We start from the raw sequence: 21,949 nt of genomic DNA, 5'->3' as shown, positions 1-21,949 counted from the left end.
GCGGTATCACTTATACTCACCCATATTTCGTTATGCGGAATTTCATCCCACAGAGTGAGTAGGAGTTCGCCATGAGCACACAGGAAGATCGCTCGGCAGCCATCGCCGTCGCCGCGTTCCCGGCCTTTATTCTACTCGGTTCGGTGCTCGCGTTTGTCGCGCCAGGGCCGTTCCTCCCGCTGACCAGCTTCATCACGTACTTCCTGATGATCATCATGTTCGGTATGGGGCTCACGCTGACCATCCCGGACTTCAAGGAGGTGGCGAAGCGGCCCGTCCCGATCGCCATTGGCGTCGTCGCGCAGTTCGTGATCATGCCGCTCGGCGCGGTCGCGGTGGTCAAGCTCCTGGGCCTGAGCCCTGCGCTTGCGGTGGGGCTGCTCATGCTGGGCTCGGTTCCCGGCGGCACCTCCTCGAACGTGATCGCGTACCTGGCCAAGGGCGATGTGGCGCTATCCGTGGCGATGACGAGCGTTTCCACGCTGCTCGCCGGCGCTGACGTGGCGGTGGACGGCGCGGGGATGGCCTGGTCGCTCGCGCAGACCGTGCTCATCCCGGTGATCGGCGGGATCGCGCTGCGCTACGCGCTCGATGCGTGGATGGGCAAGATCGCTCCGGTGCTGCCGTGGATCTCCATCCTGGGCATTGGCGGCGTGGTCTTCCCAACCGTGGCGAAGAACCGCGAGGCGCTCATCGAGGTCGGGCTGCTCGTGTTCGCGGCAGTGCTGCTGCACAACGCGCTCGGCTACCTGCTGGGCTACTCAACGGCGAAGGTGACAGGGCAGCCGGAGAGCTACCGCCGGACGGTGGCAATCGAGGTGGGCACGCAGTCGGCGGGCCTTGCAAGGGGCATGGCCGGCAAGTTCTTCTCCCCGGAGGCGGCGCTGCCCGGCGCGGTCGCCGCGGTACTGCACAACATCACCGGCGCGATCTTCGCCTGGGCGGTTCGCCGGAAGGCGGGAGCCCCTGCCGGCGAGCCTCCGCGTCGCGCTGAGGTCGCGGCCGCAGGGGGCTGAGTCAGGCGGTCTTTCCCTGGTGGATGGCCCCGAGCGCGTACTCGAAGTCCTCATCCGTCAGGTGCGAAAAGCTCAGGACAAGCCCATCCCCACCGCCCGACCACAGGCTGGACTCGTGGCCGCACTCCACGCCGCTGGCGGCAAGTTGGTCCTCGAACTGTTGCCGCAGTGCAACGGTGGGAAACTCGGCGGTGACGTCTGCGCCGCCTGCTTCCGGCACGGTCACTCGCGCGCCGCGCGCTTCCAGGGCGGGGACCACCGTGGCGGCAACGGCTTTGCGACGTCGCGCGAGCCGGTTGTGCGCTGCACGCGCGTTCCGGCGCACGTAGCCGCGGTCGAGGAGGTGCGCGATGGCGCGCTGCGTCACCGTGGCCACCGGCATTCCCAGGAGCTCTCGGGTCTCCCGCAGCGCGGGAGCGAGCGCGGGGGAGGCCACGACATACCCCGCGGCGAGCTCGCGGGAGAGGAGCGTGGAGAACGTGCCGAGCGTGAGCACGTCGGCCCCCGGCGACAGCGCCGCGAGTGGGGGCTGCGGCGAGATGAGGTAGCGCAGCTCGGTGTTGAAGTCGTCCTCGATGAGCACGGCGCCGGTCCGCGTCGCCCAGTTGAGCAGTGCGGAGCGGCGCGATGCGCTCATCGCACCGCCAAAGGGGTACAGGTGGGACGGAGTGACCAAGAGCGCGTTGAGGCGGTCTGAAAGCTCGCCGACGACCACCCCACCGGGATCGGTGGCGCAGGGGACCACCTCGTGTCCGCCGAGGGGGATCACGCGACGCAGGCCGGGGTGACCCGGGTCTTCAACGCCCACGCGCAGCCGCGACCCCAGCGTGTACAGGATGAGCTGCAGCCCTTCGCGCGATCCTCCGGTGACCACCACGTGTGCGGGGTCGACCTGTATGCCGCGCGCGAGGCGCAGGTGCTCGGCGATGGCGGCTCTGAGTTCTGGTTCTCCGGTCTTATCCAGGCTGGCACCGTCCGCGTTGAGGGCGTCCCTCCAGGCCTTGCGCCACGCGGCCGGTCGAACTGCTCCGGCGCTGCCCGCAGACGGCCGCAATGAGACCCGGGCCCGGGGTGTCGTGCTTGGGCGCGTGTCGCGCTGCGGCCCCTGCGCCGGTGGCGCAAGCGTGAGCGCCGGGTGGATCCGCGTCGGTGCGCCCTGCGCGGCGAGGAGGAAGCCCTCACTGATGAGTTGGTCGTAGGCGGTAACGACCGTGCCGCGGGAGACTCCGAGCTGGCGGGCGAGTGCGCGTGTGCTGGAGACCGTGTCTCCGGGCTGCAGCGTGCCGTTGGTAACCGCGAGCCGAATCTGCTGTGCGATCTGCGTGGGCAAGGGGATAGGCAGCTCGGGGGAGACGCTGAGGAGCACATGATCACCAACTGGTACAAGGAATGAAAATGATACTGGACCTTGGAATCTACCAGTTGCGCCCAGACAATGGAGCACTATGACAGATTTCACCAAGTTTGCAGAACTCACCAACTCGTTCAAAGGCGGCGTGATCATGGACGTCGTCACGCCGGAGCAGGCGAAGATCGCCGAAGCGGCCGGTGCCGTGGCAGTCATGGCGCTCGAGCGCGTTCCCGCGGACATCCGCGCCGAAGGCGGCGTTGCCCGCATGTCCGACCCCGACCTCATCGAGGGCATCCTGAACGCCGTGAACATCCCGGTGATGGCGAAGGCCCGCATCGGCCACACCATGGAGGCGCGCGTCCTCGAGCACCTGGGCATCCACTACATCGACGAGTCCGAGGTGCTCAGCCCCGCCGATTACGCCCACCACGTGGACAAGCGCGCCTTCGACGTCCCCTTCGTCTGCGGCGCCACCAACCTCGGCGAGGCGCTGCGCCGCGTCAACGAGGGCGCCGCGATGATCCGCTCCAAAGGCGAGGCCGGCACCGGTGACGTCTCCGAAGCCACGAAGCACATGCGCGCCATCCGCAGCGAGATCGCAGCGCTGCAAGCCACCTATAACGCCAACCGCGACGAGCTCTACGTCGCCGCAAAGGAGCTCCAGGCACCCTACGAGCTGGTGTGCTACGTCGCGGAACACGGCAAGCTGCCGGTACCGCTGTTTACCGCCGGCGGCGTCGCAACGCCTGCCGACGCCGCGCTGATGATGGAGCTCGGCGCCGACGGCGTCTTCGTCGGCTCCGGCATCTTCAAGTCCGGGAACCCGGAGGCACGCGCCAAGGCAGTGGTCAAGGCCGTGCGCAACTGGGACGACATCGCCGTCGTCACCGAGGCGTCCCGCGGCCTGGGCGAGGCGATGGTGGGCATCAACGTTGCTGACCTGCCCGCACCGCACCGCCTTGCAGAGCGCGGCTGGTAGCGCACGCCCCGTTCGTCGCGGAACTGAGGTAACGAGGAAAGTCGGCCCCGAGGGGCCGGCTTTGTGGTTGGGATGGGGACGCGGTGGCGTCGTGAAGCGAGGCGCGCTAGCGCACGTCGACGAACTTCTTCAGCACCCAGCGACGAATCGAGATCAACACTACGCCAAGCACAATGGTGATCACCGACAGCGTAATGAAGAACGTCCGCTCGGCGGAGGCATCATCAGGGTTGTACAGCGAGCCGAGCACGCCAGATAGCGCCGTGCCCATAGACAGCGACATCAACCAGGCAGCAAACAGCCGAGATTTAAACGCCTCAGGTGCTACCTTCGTTGCCAGCGAGTTGCCCACAGGAGACAACAGCAGCTCGCCCATCGTGAACATAAAGAGGATAAGCACCAAGACCAGCAGCGGCGTCGACTTCGGACCACCACCCGCGTACGGCAGGAAGAAGAAGAGCGCGCTACCTGTAACCAAGTTTGCCACACCAAACTTCACCGCAGATGACCACTGGCGCTGCCCCAGCGCAGTCCACATGGCTGCAAAGATGGGGGAGAAGACCACGATGAAGAAAGGGTTAAACGCCTGTACCTGGGCCGGCGTGAGCTCCCACATCAAGAAATTCAGGTTAGCGCGCTGATCGGAGTAGACCGCGACCACAGTGAATTGGGATTGAAAGATCGCGAAAAACGCCACAGAACCAAACAGGAGCGGAATGTAGCCGGTTAGACGCGACTTCTCAGCAGGGGTAACTTCATCAGAGTGGAACATTTCCCACAACAGGTAAATCGTGGCGATAAGAGCGATAGCAAACACGATCCACGACAGCGATCCGAGCGGAACAATGCCGGTGACCAGCAGCGCGACTACGACAACAACGACAGCAATTGCACCAATCACCCACACACCACGCCGCTCGCGCGGCAGTGGATTTGGAACTTCAGATCCGACAGCGCCGATGGAAGACTTCCGCATAATGATGTACTGCGTCAGTCCCATTGCCATTCCGATCGCGGCAAGCCCAAAGCCCCAGTGGAAACCGGCCTTGCCCCACACTAGGCCAGTCAACGCCGGGCCAAATAGGGAACCAATATTGACCGACATGTAGAAGATGGAGAAGCCAGCGTCTCGGCGGGGATCCTCACGCGAGTACAAATCACCGAGCACCACCTGCGAGGACGTTTTGACTCCACCGGAGCCTATACCGATGCACACCAAGCCAGTGGCAAGGCCTAGACCGCCAGGCACAAGGGCGAGGACGATGTGTCCGACCATCACCAGGATCGCGGAGTAGAACAGTGTGCGCTCCGCGCCAAGCAACCGGTCACCCACAAACGAGGCGACCAGCGCCATCATGTAGACGAAGCCACCGTAGGCGCCCACGAGGTTCAGCGCCGTGGTCTGGTCAATGCCCAGCCCGCCTTCGGTGGCGGAGTAGTACATGTAGAAGGCCAGCAGGGCCTGCATGCCGTAGAAGCTGAAGCGCTCCCACAGCTCAATGCCAAAGAGGTTAGCGAGTCCCCAGGGCTGCCCGAAGAACTTGCGTTCCTTGGGTGCTACACCTGGGTCGTTTGCGAGGGTGTCAGAACTCATATAGATAAAATACGCTCGCTCGTATTTTTTACACAATCCGGCCTACCAGCAGGTACGGTAGTGCGTTATGAAACGTTACATGGGCACTGAGACCGAGTACGGGATCACGACCCCGGACGACCCGTCGATAAGCCCGCTGCTCACCTCGACGCACGCGGTGGTGGCGTATGCCGCAATGAATACGGCCGCCCGCTCCCGCTGGGACTACGAGGAAGAAGCACCGCTCAAAGACACCCGCGGGTTCGATCTGCAGCGCTACCGCACGGTTCCCGTGGTGGACCCGAACGCGATGGGCGTGGCCAACGTGGTGACCACCAACGGCGCGCGCTACTACGTCGACCACGGACACCCCGAGTACTCCTCGCCGGAGGTGTCCAACGCATGGGACGCGATGATCTATGACGCTGCCGGGGACTACGTCCTCAACAAGGCCGCGGCGGACATCCGCGAGCTGTGGGAGCAGCAGGTCAGCGTGCTGGACAAGACCGCGCCGTGCCCGCCGCTGAAGTTTTACAAAAACAACGTTGATGGCAAAGGCCAGTCCTACGGCAGCCACGAGAACTATCAGTACTCCCGCCAGACCGACTTCTCGCGGCTCACCCAGGCGCTCGTCCCGTTCTTTGTCACCCGCCAGGTCATCATCGGCGCAGGCCGCGTGGGCATTGGCCAGGAATCCGAGTGCGACGGCTTCCAGATCTCGCAGCGCGCCGACTACTTCGAACAGGAAGTCTCCCTGGAAACCACGCTGAACCGCGGCATCGTAAACACCCGCGACGAACCGCACGCACTGGCCACGAAGTTCCGCCGCCTGCACGTCATCGTTGGCGATGCGAACATGAGCCAGTTCTCCAACTTTCTCAAGTTGGGGATGACCAAGCTCGTGCTCGACTGCATCGAGGCTGACGTCGACTTCAGCGACCTGCGGCTGACCAACGCCGTCGACGAGATCAAGCAGGTCTCCCACGACCCAACGTGCACGCATCGCCTGTTGCTTGTCGACGGGCGCCGGCTCACCGCAATCGACCTCCTGCGCGAGTACCGCGACCGTGCCGCAGCACTCCCGGACCTGGACGAGGTCGATGCAAAGGTCCTGTGCCTGTGGGGCGAGGTGCTCAATGACCTCGAGCGCGACCCGCTGTCTACCGCAGACCGCCTGGATTGGACGGCGAAGTGGGCCCTCATCAGCCGGTACCTGGAGCGCGGTGTGCCCATCTCGGACCCGAAGCTCAAGCTGATTGACATCCAATACGCCGACATTGACCCCGCGAAGTCGCTGTACCACGCCCTCGTGCGCAAGGGACAGATGCGCACGCTCGTGGGCGAGGACGCAATCCGCCGCGCAGTGACCGTGCCGCCGGAGGACTCCCGAGCGTGGTTCCGCGGCAAGGTGAGCGAAAAGTTCGGCGAGGTCATCATCGCGTCGAGTTGGCAGTCCGTCCTCTTTGCGGTGGGCGACCAGCCGATCCGGTTCCCCATGGACGAGGTCGACGGCTTGACCAGGGCGGAGGTCGGCGAGCTTATCGAGCGCGCCGAGACCGTCGAATCACTACTGAAAGGATTAGAATCGCACCATGTCTGACATGTCTAAGCAGCAGATTGTACAAGGTGGCAACCACGGCGACGACGGCGCGGACGAGGGCGCCGTTGATGCCGGGCAGGCCCAGCTGAACACCTCTGGCACCGACGACATCCTCGACGAGATTGACGCCCTGCTGGACACCAACGCCGAGGAATTCGTGCGCTCGTTCGTGCAGAAGGGCGGGCAGTAACCCGCATGGCCACCGTCTACCCCCGCCGCATCATGGGCGTGGAGACCGAGTTCGGCGTCACCGCGTTTGAGCACGGCAAGGTCGTGCTGACGCCCGAGGAAATCTCCCGCTACCTCTTTCGCCCGGTCGTCGCCGAGCACCGCAGCTCCAACATCTTCACCGACAACGCCTCGCGCCTCTACCTCGACGTTGGCTCGCACCCCGAGTACGCCACCGCCGAATGTGACTCGATCACCCAGCTGCTCAACTACGACAAGGCTGGCGAGGTCATCTTCAGCGACCTCGCCACGCAAGCAGAGCAGGCGCTCGAGCGGGACCGTGTGGGTGGCAAAGTCTTCCTGTTTAAAAACAACGTGGACTCGAAGGGCAACTCCTACGGCACGCACGAAAACTACCTGATCAGCCGCGAGCTCGCCCTGAAGTCGTTCGGCATGCAACTGCTGCCGTTTCTCATCACCCGCCAACTTCTCTGCGGGGCCGGGATGATCAAGAAGGGGCGCTTCGTCCTCTCGCAGCGCGCGGACCAGGTGTGGGAGGGCGTCTCCTCGGCCACCACCCGTACCCGGCCGATCATCAACACCCGCGACGAACCCCACGGCGATTCCCACCGCTTCCGGCGCATGCACGTCATCGTCGGCGACTCGAACATGGCGGAGCCCACGTTCGCGCTCAAGGTCGGCTCGACACTGTTGGTCATTGAGATGCTCGAGGCTGGTTTCGACCTCCCGGATTTCACGCTCGACAACGCCATCGATCACATCCGCGACATCGCGGCGGACCCCACGGGCCAGACGCCACTCGCGCTCAAGAGCGGGGGCACAGTCACCGCGCTCGAGGTCCAGCAGGCCACGTTGGATGCCGCACGGCGCTGGTTGGAGTCCCGGCCGGACGAGGGCACGCCGAACGAGGAAATGGCACGCGTCATTGACTTGTGGCAGCGCACCCTGGACGCGATTGCGTCGCAAGACTTCTCCGGCGTGGACCAAGAGATTGACTGGGTAATCAAGCGAAAGTTGTTGCTCCAGGTCAAAGACAAGCTTGGGGCTGAGTGGGACCATCCAAAGCTCGCGCAGATCGACCTGACCTACCACGACATCAACCGCGAGCGCGGGCTGTTCTACCTCCTGGAGCGCAAGGGCCTCGTGCGCCGGTGGACCACCGACGAAGCGATCTCCCACGCCGCGACGGCACCGCCGGAGACGACGCGCGCGTCGTTGCGCGGCCGGTTCCTCAGCGCTGCGCGCTCGGCGGGGATGGACCACAATGTGGACTGGGTCCACCTGAAAACCAACCGCCCGGAACCCCGCACCTTGGAGCTGCTCGACCCCTTCGCTACCGAGGACCAGCGTGTCGACGAGTTCATCGCACAGATCCGCGCGATGGGCGCCGCCGACTAGCCGGACCGGGGACGAGGGAGAAAGGCAGTTACGTGGCAGAGCTCGAACCGGAAGTCCGGCAGGCGAACCTGGCCTTTGCCATGCTGGGGTCCTCGCACGACCGCGAATCGGAGTGGGTTGCCCGCAACGTGGACGGCTACCAGGACCTGGAGACCGAAGCGCTACGCGTGAAGATCCGGCGCGATGTTGAGGCGCTGCGCCGGGCAGGAGTGCCTATTTCGTATTCCGGCGGGACCCTCACCATGGACCGGGACCGCTACGAGCTGGAACCCGTTGACCTCACCGAAGAAGAGGCAAGCGCCGTGGGCTTGGCGGTGGATCTCAGCACTGGCGGCTCTCTCGGCGCGTTTGCCCGCTCCGGCTGGACCAAGCTCGCGGCGTCCGGCGCGACCCGCGTGTTTGACAGCGCGCCGTTGACCTCTGCGGCCAGCGACGCCAACCGCATCGACCCGCAGGCATTCCACAACCTCCTCGCCGCGATTGAGCTGCAGAAGCGAGTCTCGTTCGACTTCACCCCAGCCGGCGGAGGGCACCCGCAGCGCCGGACGTTGGACCCGTGGGACATCGTCTCGCTGAACAACCGCGCCTACCTCGTAGGGTGGGACATCGAGCGCGACGCCGACCGCATCTTCCGGCTGGTCCGCGTCGCCAACGTGACCCTCGTGCGCGAGACCGAGGACTTCCACCAGTCGCCCGAGAACACCGGGGAGCTGGTTCGCGACGTGCTGCGCGGACCGGTCACCGACGCCATCGTCACCGTGCGCCGCGGCACCTGCGAGGAACTCGCCGCCGCCGGCACTCGCGCACCCGGTGCCCGGGGCGACTCCAGTGCGGACCGCGACGAGATTCGTCTGCACGACGCCGAGCTCGACTGGGTGGTGCGCACATCGGCGGCCCACGCCGCCGACCTGGTCGCCGTGGAGCCGGAAGCGGTCCGCGAACAGGTCATCGCCCTACTCAAACAATCCGCCACGCCCCACGACGCCCCGCTCCGCAGCGCAACGAGCGCCAAGACCCCGTCGCCGGAGGATTCGGGGAGCCAGCGCCCCGCGGGTCACGCAAACTCCACCGGGTCAACCAGGCTCGTCCGCCTCCTCAACCTCCTGCCGTACATCACGCGGCACCAGGGGAAATCACTCATGGAGATCGCTCGCGACCTCGGGTCCAGCGTGGACGAGGTCCGCGACGACCTCAACCGGCTCCTGCTCTCCGGGGTCGGGCGCGGCCCGGGCGAGATGTTCGACCTCGAGCACACCTGGCGCGGTGTGACCGTCCTGGATGACCAGGGTCTCACCGCGCCACTCCACCTCAAGCCCACCGAGGCCCACGCACTGCTGCTCCTGCTAGAATCGCTCGAGACGCTGCCCGGCCTGGTCAACGTCGACGCCGTGCGCTCCGCCGCGGACAAGATCCGCCGCGTCAACCGGAAGCGCGGGGTAGCGGACGTGGACCAGGTCGGCGGCCTGGGGTCCGTCGCGCAGGAGATCCGCCAGGCAATCGACGCCGGCAAGCAGCTCGAGCTCCGCTACTATTCCGCTTCCTCGGACCGGGTGACCGAGCGAACCGTTTCCCCGGTCGGCGTGTTTCAGCGCGATGAGCAGGCGTACCTGCAGGCGCTCGACGGCGACCGCGTCAAGTCCTTCCGGCTCGACCGAATTCGTGAGGTCAGGCAGGGGGAGGGGGACGCGGAGGCGTCGATAAGCGTCGCGCCCCTTGACCCCGAAAACCCTTTCGGACTGGCCGATGCGCCACTCGCGCAACTGCTGGTGCGCAGCGACGCGACGTGGATGGCCGACTACTGGGAACTGGAGATCGACGAGGTGGGCGGCACCGGAGCGTGGGTGCCTGCGACGTTTCGCTTTGGCAGTGAGGACTGGCTGGTGAGGTTCTGCCTGGCCCACGCGGACCGACTGCGCCTGGTGGAACCGGAAAGCTTGGTGGACACGGTGCGCGAGCGTTCACTTCGCGCGCTCGACGCGTTAAGATGACGCGTGAGATATTCAGAAATTCAAACATTCGATGTCGATGTTTTCGTTGCAGGGCATCGCCGATACCCGTGGAAAGAGAAACCATGCCAAACATTGGTTGGACCGAGCTCATCATCATCCTGGTCATCGTGTTACTGCTGTTCGGCGCAAACAAGCTGCCGGACCTCGCGCGATCGATGGGTCGCTCCGCGCGCATCTTCAAGTCCGAGGTCGATGAGATGAAGCACGACGACGCGGGCGAGGCGCCCAAGGCTCAGCCGAACGCGATCGAGTCCGGCCGCAACGCGGAGACCCAGTCCGTTGCGCAACCGGAAAGCTTCTGGGACAAGCCGGAGCACCAGCGCAACCAGACCCCGCCCGCGCAGCAGTAACCGCTCGCGACAGAGAGGGGAAAAGCGTTGGCGCTGAAGCTCAAGCGCGCGAGGAAGCCGAAAAACCCGACCGGTGAGATGAGCCTGGTGGAGCACCTCCAGGAGCTACGCCGGCGCGTCATGGTGTCCATGGCCGCAATTTTGGTGGGCACCATTGTCGGCTTCATTTGGTATCAGAATTCTCCACCAGGTGTGATGCCACTTGGAGAAATCATCCGTGGGCCCTACTGCAACCTCCCAGAAGATCTCCGTGCAGATTTCTCGGGTGACGGCGAGTGCCGCCTGCTTGCCACCAGCCCGTTCGAGATGTTCATGCTGCGCCTGAAGGTCGGCGCCCTCGCCGGCCTCGTCCTGGCCTCCCCGGTGTGGCTGACGCAGATCTGGAACTTCATCACCCCCGGGCTGCATAAAAACGAGCGCCGCTACACGTTCTCTTTCGTCACACTCGCCGCCTTGTTGTTCGTCGCCGGCGCTGTCCTGGCCTATTTTGTCTTGGACAAGGGTCTCCTTGTGCTGATGTCCATCGGCAAAGAGTTCCAGGTCGCCGCGCTCACCGGTGGCGAGTATTACAACTTCGTGCTCGCGCTTATCGTCATCTTTGGCGTGAGCTTCGAGCTGCCGCTCATCATCGTGATGCTCAACCTCATCGGCGTGCTGCGCTACGAGCATGTTCAGGACAAGCGCCGCATGATCATCGTGCTCATCTTCATCTTCGCCGCCATCATGACGCCGGGCCAAGACCCGTTCTCCATGGTCGCGCTCGCGCTGTCCATCACCGTGCTAGTGGAGATGGCCTTCCAGTTCTGCCGCATTCATGACAAGCGCACGAACCAGTCGCGCCCGGAGTGGATGGACCTTGACGACGAGCAAGCGTCCGGCCCCGTCACCTCCTCCGGCTCCATCGGGCGCGCACAGCCCGTCGGCGCGACCTCCCGGCCAAGCGCGCCGTCGAGGGTTTCCCCGTCGGCACCGCCGGCGGCCCCGAGCGCCCCGCCCGCCCCGGGCCGCGGTGGCTCGCACACCTACGGTCACGGGGATCCGTTCAACGACGTACTGTAAGGGGCATGGATTCCAGCGTTACCCCCTCACAGTCAGACAACCAAAGTCTTTCGGAGGACAACACCGCCGAGACCACAGGGGCCACTGAGGCTTCCGCACCCTTAGCGTTTCTGCCGGAGTTCCGCGACGCTAAGCCCTTCCCACTCGACGACTTCCAGGTGGAGGCCTGCGCAGACATCGAGCGCGGCCACGGCGTCCTCGTGTGCGCACCGACCGGCTCCGGCAAGACGATTGTGGGCGAGTTCGCCGTTGCGCTGGCCCTGCACCAAGGCACGAAGTGCTTCTACACCACGCCCATCAAGGCGCTGAGCAACCAGAAGTACCACGACCTCGTCGCCGAGCACGGCGAGCACGCCGTCGGCCTCCTCACCGGCGACACCTCAATCAACGGGTCCGCCGAGATCGTCGTGATGACCACCGAGGTGCTGCGAAACATGATCTACGCGGACTCCCGGCAGCTTGATCGGCTCTCGCACGTGGTGATGGATGAAATCCACTACCTCGCCGACCGGGACCGCGGCGCGGTGTGGGAGGAAATCATCCTCAACCTGGACGAGTCCGTCAGCCTCGTCGGGCTGTCCGCCACCGTGTCCAATTCCGAGGAGTTCGGCGAGTGGCTCGACGCGGTGCGCGGTGATACCCGCGTGATCGTCTCCGAGCACCGCCCGGTCCCGCTGAGCCAGTACATGATGGTGGGCCGCAAGATCTTCCCGCTGTTCGAACCCGGCACGGGCGGCGGCGCATACGGCACCGACAGCACCGACGGCGGGAAAGTGAACCGCGCCCTCGTCCACGCAATCGAGCGCATCGAGTCCGGCTCCCGCGACGAGGGCCGCAGCGACTTCAAGGAGGGCCGCGGCTTTCGCGCCCGCTCCACCGGCCGCCGCAGCGGTAACCAGCGCGCCCAGGACAAGGTCAAACCCGTCGGCCGCCCGCAGGTCGTCGCAGCACTGGGAAGCCGCGACATGCTCCCGGCCATCGTCTTCATCTTCTCCCGCGCGGGCTGCGACGGCGCCCTCTTCCAGTGCCTGCGCACCCGCAAGGAGCTCACCACCCCGGAGGAGCAAGAGGAGGCAAGGGCTATTATCGACGCCGGCGTCGAAGGCATCCCCGACGAAGACCTCGACGTGCTCAACTTCCGCCAACTCCGCACGGCGTGGCTGCGCGGCTTCGCCGCCCACCATGCCGGCCTGCTCCCCGCGTTCAAACACATTGTGGAGCAGCTGTTCGTCCGGGGTCTGGTCAAAGTAGTCTTCGCCACCGAAACGCTGGCGCTGGGCATCAACATGCCGGCGCGCACCGTCGTGTTGGAGAAGCTGGTCAAGTTCAACGGCGAGGCGCACGTCGACCTCACGCCGGGGCAGTACACGCAGCTTACCGGCCGCGCGGGCCGCCGCGGCATCGACCATATCGGCAACGCGGTGGTGCAGTGGTCTCCGGCGATGGACCCGCACGAGGTGGCAGGCTTGGCGTCCACGCGCACCTACCCACTCATCTCGCAGTTCCAGCCCGGGTACAATATGGCGATCAACATGCTGGGCATGAACGGTTACGACGACTCCATCCGGCTCATCGAGCAGTCGTTCGCCCAGTTTCAGACCAACCGCTCCGTGGTGGGCGAGGTGCGTGACATCGACCGCCTGCGCTCCAAGGTACGCAGCCTGCGCGCGCAACTGGAACGAGACGTGGCCGGCTTTAACCCGCCGGGCACGGACCCGGCGGCGGCCCTGGAGGAGTACCTGCAGTTGCGCCGCGACCTCTCCGAGGCTGAGAAGGACGCGCGCCGCCACGCGCTGGAAAACCGCCAGGCGGAGACGGAGACGATCCTGGGGCGGCTGCGCGTCGGCGAGGTCATCGCCTTGCCGGGGAAGAAGAAGCCGGAGCTAGCCGCCGTCGTGCAGGTGGCGGGAAAGAAGCGCGATCCTCGCCCGTGGGTGACCACGGAACGCGGCTGGTCCGGGCGCATCGACGCCGGCTCGTTCCGCAACGCGCCAGTCGTCGTTGGGCAGATCAAGGTACCCCGCCACGTGCAGGACCAGCCGCGCAAGCACACCCGCAAAGTGGTAAACATGCTGCACAGCGGGAGTTTCAACGCGCCGCGCAAGCTCAAGGACAAGGTGCGGGTTCGGCCCAGCAAGAAGGTGACCGCGCTGCGCGAGGCCATGCACAACCACCCGGTGCACGCGTGGCCGCCGCATGACCGCGAGGTGCTCGCGCGTGTCGGGGAGGAGCTGGTGCGCAACGAGCGCAAGCTGCGCCGGCTGACCAACAGCGTGGATCGTTCGACCGATTCGTTGGGCCGCACCTTCGAGCGCATCATCGGACTGCTCACGGAGATGGACTACGTCGAGCTCATCGGCGGCGAGCCGCGCGTGACCGACGAAGGCGAGCGCCTGGCGCGCATCCACAACGTCTCCGACCTGCTCGTCGCGCAGTGCCTCAAGCGCGGTATTTGGGACGAGCTGGACCCCGCGGAGCTCGCCGGCGTGGCGTCCATGGTGGTGTTTGAAAACCGCAAGGCCACGCACGGCGAACCGGAGGCTGCCACGGACCGAATGGCGGAGGCGATGGGGGAGACCATGCGCGTCTACGGCGAGCTCTCCTTTGATGAGCAGCGCCACCAGCTGCCGGTGACGCGACTCCCGGATCCCGCGTTCTCGCTCGCCATGCACCAGTGGACCGCCGGCGCCCCGCTCGGGTACGCGCTGGCGGCCGCCGCGGAGTCCGGCACCGAGCTGACCCCCGGCGACTTTGTGCGCTGGTGCCGCCAGGTCATCGACCTGCTCGAGCAGGTCAAAAAGACCGGGTACAGCGACGAGGTCCGCGATAGCGCCAACCGGGCCATTGACGCTATTCGACGCGGCGTCGTCGCCATCGGCAACTAGCAGGCGGCCCGTGCCGCCTCGATGGCGTCGCGCACTTCCCGGTTCAGCAGAGAGACGGTGGCGAGGTGCAGGTTGACGCGCCACGGGTCGAGGATGAGGGACTGGATGCCGGCGAGGTGGGCGTCGATAAGCACTGGGCCCCCGGAGTCCCCCTTGATCGCGGGGGCGGCGTTGGCGACGATGCCCGCCGGGCGCACGATGGTGCGCATGCTGCGCGAAAAGGCGAGCGGAAGCGTGATGAGGAATCGCCCGTCGCGGGCCGCGGGGGAGGTGGCGCCGCCGCCGAATCCGAACGTGACCGTGCGTTTCAGCGCGCTTCCAAGCAAGCGCGCGGGCGGGGCGAGGGGCGGGTACGGGCCAGGCGGCGCGTCGTCGGCGGTGCGGACGCGATTGAGCGTGATGAGTGCCACGTCGGTGCCTTCGAAGATGCGCACCTCGCGGGCGCGACGGCGGGTGCCCCGCAGGCGCACTGTGATGCGGGACGGGGCGGGGCGCTCTGGAAGCAGGAAATGGGCGCAGGTGAGCACCGTGTCCTGAGCAACGAGGATGCCCGAGCAGTAGCGCGCGCCCACGGAGCAGCGGACGATCAAGTCGGGGTAGCAGGGGACAGGGTCGGTCACGCGCTCGAGTGTAACTGGCCTATCATTGCCAGCATGACGCGTATAGATCAGTCCACGTTCGCACACCGTCGATCCCGTGCCGCCGAGCTCGTTGCGGCGCACAAGCTCGGGGGCCTGGTTGTTGGCACCGGCCCGGAGTTTGCCTACCTCACCGGCTCCTGGGCCTCCTCGCACGAGCGGCTCACCGCCCTGGCCATCGGGCCGGACGGGCGGGTCGTGCTCGTCGCTCCGGTGACGGACATTGGCAGCCTGGGCGTTGCCGGCGACGATGTGGAAATCCGCGGCTGGCAGGACGGGCAGGACCCGTACCAGCTGGCAACTGAGGCGCTCGATGCGTCCGCACCCGTGGCGCTGGGCAGCTCGCTGACCGCCAACCACGTCTTCGCGCTGCAGGCCCTGCTCCCGCAGACCCGTCTGGCAACGGACACGCTCGCCGAGCTGTTTATGGCTAAGGAACCGGCCGAGCTGGCAGAGCTCAAGCGCGCCGGCGAGGCAATCGACCGCGTCCACGCCCGCGTGCCGGAGTTCCTGGTGGCGGGCCGCACCGAGGCGCAGGTGGCCGCCGAGCTGGACCGCCTGATCATGGACGAGCACGAGTCCGTCGACTTTGTCATCGTCGGCTCCGGCGAAAACGGCGCCAACCCGCACCACGACTTCTCCGAGCGTGTGCTGGAAGACGGCGACGTAGTTGTCGTGGACCTGGGCGGCACGCTGGATTCTGGCTACCACTCGGACTGCACCCGCACCTACATCGTGGGCGGCGACCCTGCGAAGGCGGATCCCGAGGTGGTCAAGGCCTACGAGGTACTGTTCCGCGCCCACCAGGCGGCGGTCACCGCGGCACGCCCCGGCATCACCGCCGGCGAGCTGGACGCGGTGGCGCGCGGCGTGATCGAGGAAGCCGGGTACGGCGAGTACTTCACGCACCGCCTGGGCCACGGCATCGGCCTGGCGGGCCACGAGGACCCGTTCATCATCGCCGGCAACGACACCGCATTGCAGGCCAACATGGCGTTCTCCATCGAGCCGGGCATCTACGTGCCGGGCAAGTGGGGCATGCGCCTGGAAGACATCGTTTACCTGGACGAGGACGGCGCAGTCTCGCTGGATAACGTCTCCCGCGACCTCCGCTAAAGCCATGTCTCGACGCATCCGCGGCGGGAGGACCGTCGAACCGCCCACCACCGGCACCGTGCTCGTGTTCGGCGGCACCAGCGACATTGGCACCGCCATCGCCCTGCGCGTCTGCTCCGGGCGGAGGGTCGTGCTGGCCATGCGCGAGCCCGAACGCGCTGACGCTCGCGCCATCGCGGAGCGTCTGCGCGAAGCCGGCGCCGCCAGCATCGAGTGCATCCGGTTCGAGGCCACGGAGCTCGAGTCCCACCGCCGGATAGTGGAATCCGTGCACGCCGCGGAGGAGATCACCACCGCGGTTGTCGCGTTTGGCGTCCTCGGCGATCAGTCGCGCGCCGAGCGCGACGAGTCCGAGGCCGTCCGCATCGGCAGCGTGGACTACCTCGCACAAATCAGCGCGCTGACCGTGCTGGCGGACGTCATGGGTCGCGGCAACATTGTCGCGTTCTCATCCATCGCCGGCTGGCGGGCCCGCCGCGCGAACTACGTCTACGGCTCCACCAAGGCGGGGCTCGACGCGTTCTGCCAGGGTCTGGCGGACCGGCTCCACGGCTCGGCGCTGCACTTGATCACCGCGCGCCCCGGGTTTGTTATCGGCTCGATGACGGAGGGGATGACGCCCGCGATCATGTCGGTGACTCCGGACGAAGTCGCCGATGCGGTCGTCGACGCCGCCCAGCGGGGCCGCAGCACAACCGTGTGGATCCCGCGCCGCCTCGCCGCGCTCGCGCTGGTCATGCGCCTCGTCCCGCGCCCGATCTGGCGTCATATGCCGAGGTAGGACGCATGTTTCCTCTCACCCGCACAATCGCGGGGCTGCTTGTCGACGCCCTCCACGACCCCCGCCGCACCGAGCCGGAGCACACCACGCCGACGTGGGTGACGGGCATGACTCCCGGATCCCTCCTCAACGCCCGCGAAATCAAGGCCGTAGGCCTGACCAAGCGTCTCAACCCCGCCGACGTTTGGGGGATCGACTACGTTACTGCGGACGAGGACGGCCGCGCCCTCACCGCCACCGGGGCGGTCTTCCGCTCGCGCACCCCTTGGCCGGGCCACGGCCCGCGCCCCACCATCGCGTTCGCCCCCTCCACGCAGGGCGTCGCCCCGCGCTGCAATCCCTCGTACTCCTGCACCGTCGGCCTCGCCCCGCGCCGCGCGCCGTGGGACCTCATCGCCGCCTACGAGCAGCCGGCGATCAACCTGCTGCTCGCGGCCGGCGCCAACGTCGTGCTCACCGACTACCCCCGCAACCCGGCGGAGAACGTGCAGCTGTACTGCGACCATGTCGCCGCCGCGCAGTCGCTCATCGACGCCACCCGCGCCGCTTCATCCCTCTCCGTCGACACCACCGTGCTCGGCTTGTGGGGCTTCTCCCAGGGCGGCGGGGCAGTGGGCGCCTGGCTCGAACGCCCGGAGTACGCCCCGGAGCTCCAGCCGCAAGCCGCCGTCGTCGGCGCGCCCCCGGCCGCGCTCGTGCCGATGCTCGACCACGTCGACGGCGCCATGCCTTCCGTAGTGATCCTTTACGCCGTCGCGGGCCTCATGGCGCACCACCCGGACCTGGCGGATGAGATCCTGCCGCACCTCAGCCCCGAAGGTGCCGCGACGATCCTGGCGGACTCGGACCTCTGTGCCGTCGGGGCGTCGCTTCGCCGCCCCTGGGCGCACACGACCCGGTGGACTCGCAGCGGCCTCAGCATGGCGGAGCTCCTCCACTCCCTCCCTGGCACCTCCGAGCACCTCGAGTCGATCGCGCTCGGACGCAGGCGGCCGCTGCGCATCCCGACCCGGTTCTGGGGCTCGCTCCACGACGACATCATCCCGTACCCGCAGCTCACCGCGCTCGCGGACGCGTGGGAGATTCCGTTGCAGACGCGCCGCATGCCGCGTGTGCCGGGCAGGACTGGCGTCAACCACTATGGCCCGTATTTCCAACATCTGGCTGGTGACGTCAAATGGCTCGTGCGACAGCTGGACAGGTAGTCTGGCCGCATGCCGCTGTTTATTTTCGCCTACTTTCTCATTGAGGCACTCGCGTTCTTCGGCGTTGCCAAGCTCATCGGCGTCGGCTGGGCACTGCTCGCCATCTTCGCGCTGATGTTTCTCGGTGGTGCGCTCGCCAGCCTCGCGCTGCGGGGCACGCTAGTCAACGCCGCCGAGGGGCGCTCGTCGCTCGGCAGGGTAGCGGGGGACTCCGCCCTGTTGATGACGGGATGGCTGCTGTGCATCATTCCCGGCTTCGTCAGCTCCCTGCTCGGGTTCCTGCTCATCTTCGGCCCCACCCGCGGGTTCCTGCGCCGTTTCATCAGAACGCGGACGATCCGGAGTATGGAGAACTTCGGTGTCCGCGTGTACAACACCTCGCCGCTGTCGCAGTTCCAGACCAGCTACGGCAACTTCGGCACCGGCCGGCAGGCAGGCAGCCACCAGGCGCACGAGCAGGACACGGAGCACGACGTCATTGATGCCGACGAGCTCGAGGCCATGTTCCGCGCCGAAGGCCCGGAGGGTGATCGTTTCGACGGAGACGGAGGGGCATCGACAAGCAAAGGGCCCGACGGCGGAAAGGACAAGTAGGTGCAGGGAGTGCTGCGACTGCTGCTGGCTGCGGGGGCGGGCGCGCTGGCGTACTTGTCCTACGAGCCGCACGGGCTCTGGTGGGCGGGCGTCCTCGCGATGACGCTGCTCTTTGGCGCGCTTGCGCCGTGGGGGAGCGCGCGGCCAGGGGTGTGGACGGGCGCTGGTCTCGGCCTGGTCCAGGCGCTGGTGTGCTACCTCCTGCTGCTGCCGTGGATCGGTGAGTTCGTGGGCGCAATGCCGTACGTGGCGCTCTCCGTCTTCCTGGCGCTGTACGCGCTGGCCACCGGCGCCTTCGGCACGCTCGTTGCCCGCTGGCGCTACGGCTTCGCCGCATTCGCGCTGGTCTACGTAGCCGTGGAGTTCTGCCGCTCCTCGTTCCCGTTCGGTGGGTTCGCCTGGGTGCGGCTCGCTTGGGGGCAGATCGGCGGTCCGCTTGGAAACCTCGCGCACTTCGGCGGGCCCGCGCTCGTGACGCTGGCGGCGGTGCTCGCCGGCGCAGGGCTGGCGGCGCTGGTGGTCGCCCGCGGGCGCGCACGCGCTGCGGGCGGGGTCGCGGTCGTGGCGCCGCTGGTCTTGGGGCTGGCGGCGTCGGCTGCGGTCAACACGCCAGCCCACGAGGTTGGGACGGCCCGCGCGGCGACAGTGCAGGGCAACGTCCCGCGGCTCGGTCTGGATTTCAACGCGCAGCGCCGCGCGGTGCTGAGCAATCACGTGGAGGAGACCAAGCGGCTGGCGCAGGACGCGAAGGATCAAGGACAGCCGCTTGACCTGGTGATCTGGCCGGAGAACGCCTCGGACGTCAACCCGTTTACGGACCCGGAAGCGGGCGCGCTGGTCAAGGAGGCCGCTGCGGCCGTCGGCGTCCCCGTCCTAGTGGGCACGCTCACGCGCGACCAGGTCGGGGAGCGCAACACCATGGTGGTCATCAACCCGGACGGCTCGGTGGGCGAGCGGCACAATAAGCGCTTCCTCCAGCCGTTTGGCGAGTACATGCCCATGCGCGACTTCTTCCGCAACTTCTCCGACATGGTGGATCTGGCCGGGGACTTCAAGCCCGGCGATGGCCCGGGCGTGGTCCGGATGGGAACGACTGTCGTCGGCGTGGCCACGTGCTACGAGGTCGCGGAGGACCCGGCTTACCGCATGGCGGTGCGCAACGGCGCGCAGCTGCTGGCCACCCCGACGAACAACGCGACCTTCGGCTTCACCGACATGACCTACCAGCAGCTGGCCATGAGCCGCATGCGCGCGATCGAGACCGACCGCGCCGTGGTCGTCGCCGCGACCTCCGGGGTCTCTGCGATCGTGCACCCAGACGGTTCCGTCTCCCAACAAAGCGAGATTTTCCAGGCCGCGCACCTGCAGGAGGAGCTCCCGCTCAAGGACTCCATCACCCCAGCCGTGCGGTTCGGCCAGTGGCTAGAGTGGCTGTTAGTACTCGGCGGTGCCGCGGTCGCGCTCGGTGCCGTGGCGCGCCCCAAGCGCGAGTATGCTGCTAAGAGTCCCGCGGAGAAGGAGCGTATGGCTTAGCGACGCCCACGCGGCCCCACCACAGGCCCGCACCCACTTCCGCGAACCGAAACGAATACCCAACAAGACGTATCTGCAAAAGGAGTCAATCGCCCATGGCGAACGCAACGCTGGTGATCATCCCCACCTACAACGAGCTGGAGAACATCCCGCTGATTACGGAGCGCGTACTGACGGCGAACCCGGAGGTCGACCTACTGATCGTGGACGATAACTCTCCGGACGGCACCGGCGACAAGGCTGATGAGCTGGCGGCGAAGCACGATGAGGTCCACGTCCTGCACCGCGCCGGCAAGGAGGGCCTGCTCGCCGCCTACCGCGCCGGCTTCCGCTGGGGCTTGGAGCGTGACTACGCCGTGCTGTGCCAGATGGACGCGGACGGCTCCCACAAGCCGGAGGAGCTGCCGCGACTGCTCACCGCGATTGAGCGCGGCGGCGACCTGGTGATCGGCTCCCGCTACGTCGAGGGCGGCGAGGCGAAGAACTGGCCCCGCCAGCGCTACCTGCTGTCCAAGCTGGGCAACCAGTACATCTCGCTGGCGCTCGGTGACGACGTCGCCGATATGACCGCCGGCTACCGTGCGTTCCGCCGCGAGGTCCTCGAGGCCATCGACCTGGACGCGCTGTCCAACAAGGGCTACATCTTCCAGGTGGACCTGGCGCACAAGGTCATCGACGCCGGCTTCGACGTGCGCGAAGTACCCATTACTTTTGAGGACCGCACGCTGGGCGAGTCCAAGCTGGACGCGAGCTTCGCCGGCCAGTCCCTCGTCGAGGTGACGAAGTGGGGCGTGAAGGAGAAGTCCTGGAAGGTCAGCGAGATGGCCAAGGAGGGCGGCAAGCTGCTTCAGTACGAGTTTGATAACTCGAAGCTCTCCCGCCTCGGCGCGAAGGCCGACCAGCTGCCGGAGCAGGTGGTCAACATGATCGCCGAGGGCGCGAAGCTGGGCGACTACGAGCTGAACAACAGCCCCCTGCGCAAGGTACCGGGCAAGGTCACCGACATGGTGAGCCAGGCGACTGAGATGATCAGCGAGGGCCTCGGTCTCGTGCGCTACGAGGCGACCAAGAAGCAGCGCTAAGCACCAACGACCAACGGCCCGGACCACAGTGGACTCACTGTGCCGGGCCGTTGCGTATGTTCGGGGCTTACTTCTCGCCCTGCTGCTCCTTTGCCAGTCGCGCGGCGGCGCGGCGGCGCTTGCGCAGGTGCTCGAGGCGCTCCTCGAGCAGGACGTCAAGCTCCTCGATGCTGCGGCGCTCCCGCAGCATGTCCCAGTGGGTGCGCGGTGGCTTGGCCGGCTTGGACTCCACGCCCTCACCCTCAATCAGGGTGCCGAGCTGGCCGTTCTTGCACATCCACTCCTCGGGGATCTCCGCATCATCAGCGAAGGGGACCTCAAAAACCTCCCCGTCGGGGGTACGGTACTTTGCCATCTGACGCGGGGCCAGGTCGTGGTCCCTGTCGGTTTCGTAGCTCACTGCACCCATGCGGCTTCCACGGAGCACACGATCAGCCATGCTGTATCAATCCCTTCATTGCGAGTCACTGCAAGCCATTGCAAGCATTCCCAGTCGATACAGTATAACGGTCAACCTGCCCGCATTGTTCCCGCGGATGGGGTTTGGCGCGGCGCGTGTATTAGGCTTGCCGTGTGGCTAGCGAAGGAAAG

At 66.5% G+C, this 21,949-nt stretch carries 19 protein-coding genes; 15 read left to right on the top strand and 4 right to left on the bottom strand.

The genetic code is table 11. The annotated features are described in order from the left end of the window. Window positions 1–71 precede the first annotated feature (71 nt). Window positions 72–1,016, top strand: coding sequence for a bile acid:sodium symporter family protein (locus tag CKJ85_RS05620; RefSeq protein ID WP_095553705.1), 945 nt, complete (start codon window positions 72–74; stop codon window positions 1,014–1,016). A 1-nt stretch (window position 1,017) separates the two neighbouring features. On the opposite strand, the gene CKJ85_RS05615 is transcribed toward CKJ85_RS05620, so the two are convergent. Next, the gene (locus CKJ85_RS05615; protein ID WP_095553704.1) at window positions 1,018–2,382 is read right to left on the bottom strand and encodes a PLP-dependent aminotransferase family protein; all 1,365 of its coding nucleotides are present in this window, start codon (window positions 2,380–2,382) and stop codon (window positions 1,018–1,020) included. Between the two features lie 79 nt (window positions 2,383–2,461). On the opposite strand from CKJ85_RS05615, the gene pdxS reads away from it, so the two are divergent. Continuing rightward, window positions 2,462–3,346 (top strand): pyridoxal 5'-phosphate synthase lyase subunit PdxS, encoded by an 885-nt coding sequence (pdxS, locus tag CKJ85_RS05610; protein ID WP_095536145.1) that lies wholly within the window; start codon window positions 2,462–2,464, stop codon window positions 3,344–3,346. A 106-nt stretch (window positions 3,347–3,452) separates the two neighbouring features. On the opposite strand, the gene CKJ85_RS05605 is transcribed toward pdxS, so the two are convergent. Further along, a complete protein-coding gene (locus CKJ85_RS05605) occupies window positions 3,453–4,940 on the bottom strand; it encodes a peptide MFS transporter (RefSeq protein WP_095553703.1) in 1,488 nt (495 codons plus the stop codon). Between the two features lie 67 nt (window positions 4,941–5,007). On the opposite strand from CKJ85_RS05605, the gene dop reads away from it, so the two are divergent. The 7 genes from dop to CKJ85_RS05570 all read left to right on the top strand — a co-directional run bounded on the left by dop (window position 5,008) and on the right by CKJ85_RS05570 (window position 14,409). Then, entirely contained in the window at window positions 5,008–6,519 is a 1,512-nt protein-coding gene (gene dop / locus CKJ85_RS05600; RefSeq protein ID WP_095553702.1) for a depupylase/deamidase Dop, read from the top strand. 1 nt (window position 6,520) lies between these two features. Beyond that, entirely contained in the window at window positions 6,521–6,709 is a 189-nt protein-coding gene (locus tag CKJ85_RS05595) for a ubiquitin-like protein Pup (protein ID WP_186439360.1), read from the top strand. 5 nt (window positions 6,710–6,714) lie between these two features. Continuing rightward, the gene (pafA, locus tag CKJ85_RS05590) at window positions 6,715–8,106 is read left to right on the top strand and encodes a Pup--protein ligase (RefSeq protein ID WP_095553700.1); all 1,392 of its coding nucleotides are present in this window, start codon (window positions 6,715–6,717) and stop codon (window positions 8,104–8,106) included. A 32-nt stretch (window positions 8,107–8,138) separates the two neighbouring features. Next, entirely contained in the window at window positions 8,139–10,094 is a 1,956-nt protein-coding gene (locus CKJ85_RS05585; RefSeq protein WP_095553699.1) for a YafY family protein, read from the top strand. Between the two features lie 83 nt (window positions 10,095–10,177). Continuing rightward, on the top strand, window positions 10,178–10,465 hold the full coding sequence (gene tatA / locus CKJ85_RS05580) for a Sec-independent protein translocase subunit TatA (protein WP_095553698.1): 288 nt from the start codon (window positions 10,178–10,180) through the stop codon (window positions 10,463–10,465). A 78-nt stretch (window positions 10,466–10,543) separates the two neighbouring features. Beyond that, a complete protein-coding gene (gene tatC / locus CKJ85_RS05575) occupies window positions 10,544–11,524 on the top strand; it encodes a twin-arginine translocase subunit TatC (protein WP_095276786.1) in 981 nt (326 codons plus the stop codon). Window positions 11,525–11,529: 5 nt separating this feature from the next. Continuing rightward, window positions 11,530–14,409: an RNA helicase gene (locus CKJ85_RS05570; protein ID WP_095553697.1), complete on the top strand. Its 2,880-nt coding sequence runs from the start codon at window positions 11,530–11,532 to the stop codon at window positions 14,407–14,409. Here the strand turns inward: CKJ85_RS05570 and CKJ85_RS05565 are convergent. Then, entirely contained in the window at window positions 14,406–15,029 is a 624-nt protein-coding gene (locus tag CKJ85_RS05565; RefSeq protein ID WP_095545727.1) for a trypsin-like peptidase domain-containing protein, read from the bottom strand. The genes CKJ85_RS05570 and CKJ85_RS05565 overlap by 4 nt on opposite strands. 33 nt (window positions 15,030–15,062) lie before the next feature. Between CKJ85_RS05565 and CKJ85_RS05560 the strand changes: the two genes are divergently transcribed. From CKJ85_RS05560 to CKJ85_RS05535, 6 genes are all read left to right on the top strand, one after another. Further along, window positions 15,063–16,163 (top strand): Xaa-Pro peptidase family protein, encoded by a 1,101-nt coding sequence (locus CKJ85_RS05560; RefSeq protein ID WP_095536137.1) that lies wholly within the window; start codon window positions 15,063–15,065, stop codon window positions 16,161–16,163. Between the two features lie 4 nt (window positions 16,164–16,167). Then, window positions 16,168–16,944 carry an SDR family oxidoreductase gene (locus CKJ85_RS05555; protein ID WP_095553696.1) on the top strand — a complete coding sequence of 259 codons (777 nt, stop codon included), beginning with the start codon at window positions 16,168–16,170 and terminating at the stop codon, window positions 16,942–16,944. A gap of 5 nt (window positions 16,945–16,949) precedes the next feature. Next, window positions 16,950–18,149 carry a lipase family protein gene (locus tag CKJ85_RS05550; protein WP_095553695.1) on the top strand — a complete coding sequence of 400 codons (1,200 nt, stop codon included), beginning with the start codon at window positions 16,950–16,952 and terminating at the stop codon, window positions 18,147–18,149. 9 nt (window positions 18,150–18,158) lie between these two features. Then, complete coding sequence (locus CKJ85_RS05545) at window positions 18,159–18,743, top strand: FxsA family protein (RefSeq protein WP_095553694.1); 585 nt, start codon at window positions 18,159–18,161, stop codon at window positions 18,741–18,743. Beyond that, window positions 18,744–20,276, top strand: a complete 1,533-nt coding sequence (gene lnt / locus CKJ85_RS05540; protein ID WP_198947145.1) for an apolipoprotein N-acyltransferase — start codon at window positions 18,744–18,746, stop codon at window positions 20,274–20,276. A 95-nt stretch (window positions 20,277–20,371) separates the two neighbouring features. After that, window positions 20,372–21,358, top strand: a complete 987-nt coding sequence (locus CKJ85_RS05535) for a polyprenol monophosphomannose synthase (RefSeq protein ID WP_095553693.1) — start codon at window positions 20,372–20,374, stop codon at window positions 21,356–21,358. A 67-nt stretch (window positions 21,359–21,425) separates the two neighbouring features. Here the strand turns inward: CKJ85_RS05535 and CKJ85_RS05530 are convergent, their stop codons facing one another. Then, entirely contained in the window at window positions 21,426–21,797 is a 372-nt protein-coding gene (locus CKJ85_RS05530; RefSeq protein ID WP_095276641.1) for an RNA polymerase-binding protein RbpA, read from the bottom strand. Between the last annotated feature and the right edge of the window lie 152 nt (window positions 21,798–21,949).

The sequence above is a fragment of the Corynebacterium sp. NML 150383 genome (assembly GCF_002285085.1).
Taxonomy (GTDB): Bacteria; Actinomycetota; Actinomycetes; order Mycobacteriales; family Mycobacteriaceae; genus Corynebacterium; species Corynebacterium gottingense.
The sequence above is the reverse complement of the archived record's forward strand: the minus strand, read 5'-3'. Positions and strand labels throughout refer to the sequence as shown.

What these genes read in the sequence shown, in the direction of transcription:
- CKJ85_RS05620 (WP_095553705.1), top strand. Translation starts at nt 72, where the DNA reads ATGAGCACACAGGAAGATCGCTCGGCAGCCATCGCCGTCGCCGCGTTC.
- pdxS (WP_095536145.1), top strand. Translation starts at nt 2,462, where the DNA reads ATGACAGATTTCACCAAGTTTGCAGAACTCACCAACTCGTTCAAAGGC.
- CKJ85_RS05605 (WP_095553703.1), bottom strand. Translation starts at nt 4,940, where the DNA reads ATGAGTTCTGACACCCTCGCAAACGACCCAGGTGTAGCACCCAAGGAA.
- dop (WP_095553702.1), top strand. Translation starts at nt 5,008, where the DNA reads ATGAAACGTTACATGGGCACTGAGACCGAGTACGGGATCACGACCCCG.
- CKJ85_RS05595 (WP_186439360.1), top strand. Translation starts at nt 6,521, where the DNA reads ATGTCTAAGCAGCAGATTGTACAAGGTGGCAACCACGGCGACGACGGC.
- pafA (WP_095553700.1), top strand. Translation starts at nt 6,715, where the DNA reads ATGGCCACCGTCTACCCCCGCCGCATCATGGGCGTGGAGACCGAGTTC.
- tatA (WP_095553698.1), top strand. Translation starts at nt 10,178, where the DNA reads ATGCCAAACATTGGTTGGACCGAGCTCATCATCATCCTGGTCATCGTG.
- tatC (WP_095276786.1), top strand. Translation starts at nt 10,544, where the DNA reads ATGAGCCTGGTGGAGCACCTCCAGGAGCTACGCCGGCGCGTCATGGTG.
- CKJ85_RS05570 (WP_095553697.1), top strand. Translation starts at nt 11,530, where the DNA reads ATGGATTCCAGCGTTACCCCCTCACAGTCAGACAACCAAAGTCTTTCG.
- CKJ85_RS05560 (WP_095536137.1), top strand. Translation starts at nt 15,063, where the DNA reads ATGACGCGTATAGATCAGTCCACGTTCGCACACCGTCGATCCCGTGCC.
- CKJ85_RS05555 (WP_095553696.1), top strand. Translation starts at nt 16,168, where the DNA reads ATGTCTCGACGCATCCGCGGCGGGAGGACCGTCGAACCGCCCACCACC.
- CKJ85_RS05550 (WP_095553695.1), top strand. Translation starts at nt 16,950, where the DNA reads ATGTTTCCTCTCACCCGCACAATCGCGGGGCTGCTTGTCGACGCCCTC.
- CKJ85_RS05545 (WP_095553694.1), top strand. Translation starts at nt 18,159, where the DNA reads ATGCCGCTGTTTATTTTCGCCTACTTTCTCATTGAGGCACTCGCGTTC.
- CKJ85_RS05535 (WP_095553693.1), top strand. Translation starts at nt 20,372, where the DNA reads ATGGCGAACGCAACGCTGGTGATCATCCCCACCTACAACGAGCTGGAG.
- CKJ85_RS05530 (WP_095276641.1), bottom strand. Translation starts at nt 21,797, where the DNA reads ATGGCTGATCGTGTGCTCCGTGGAAGCCGCATGGGTGCAGTGAGCTAC.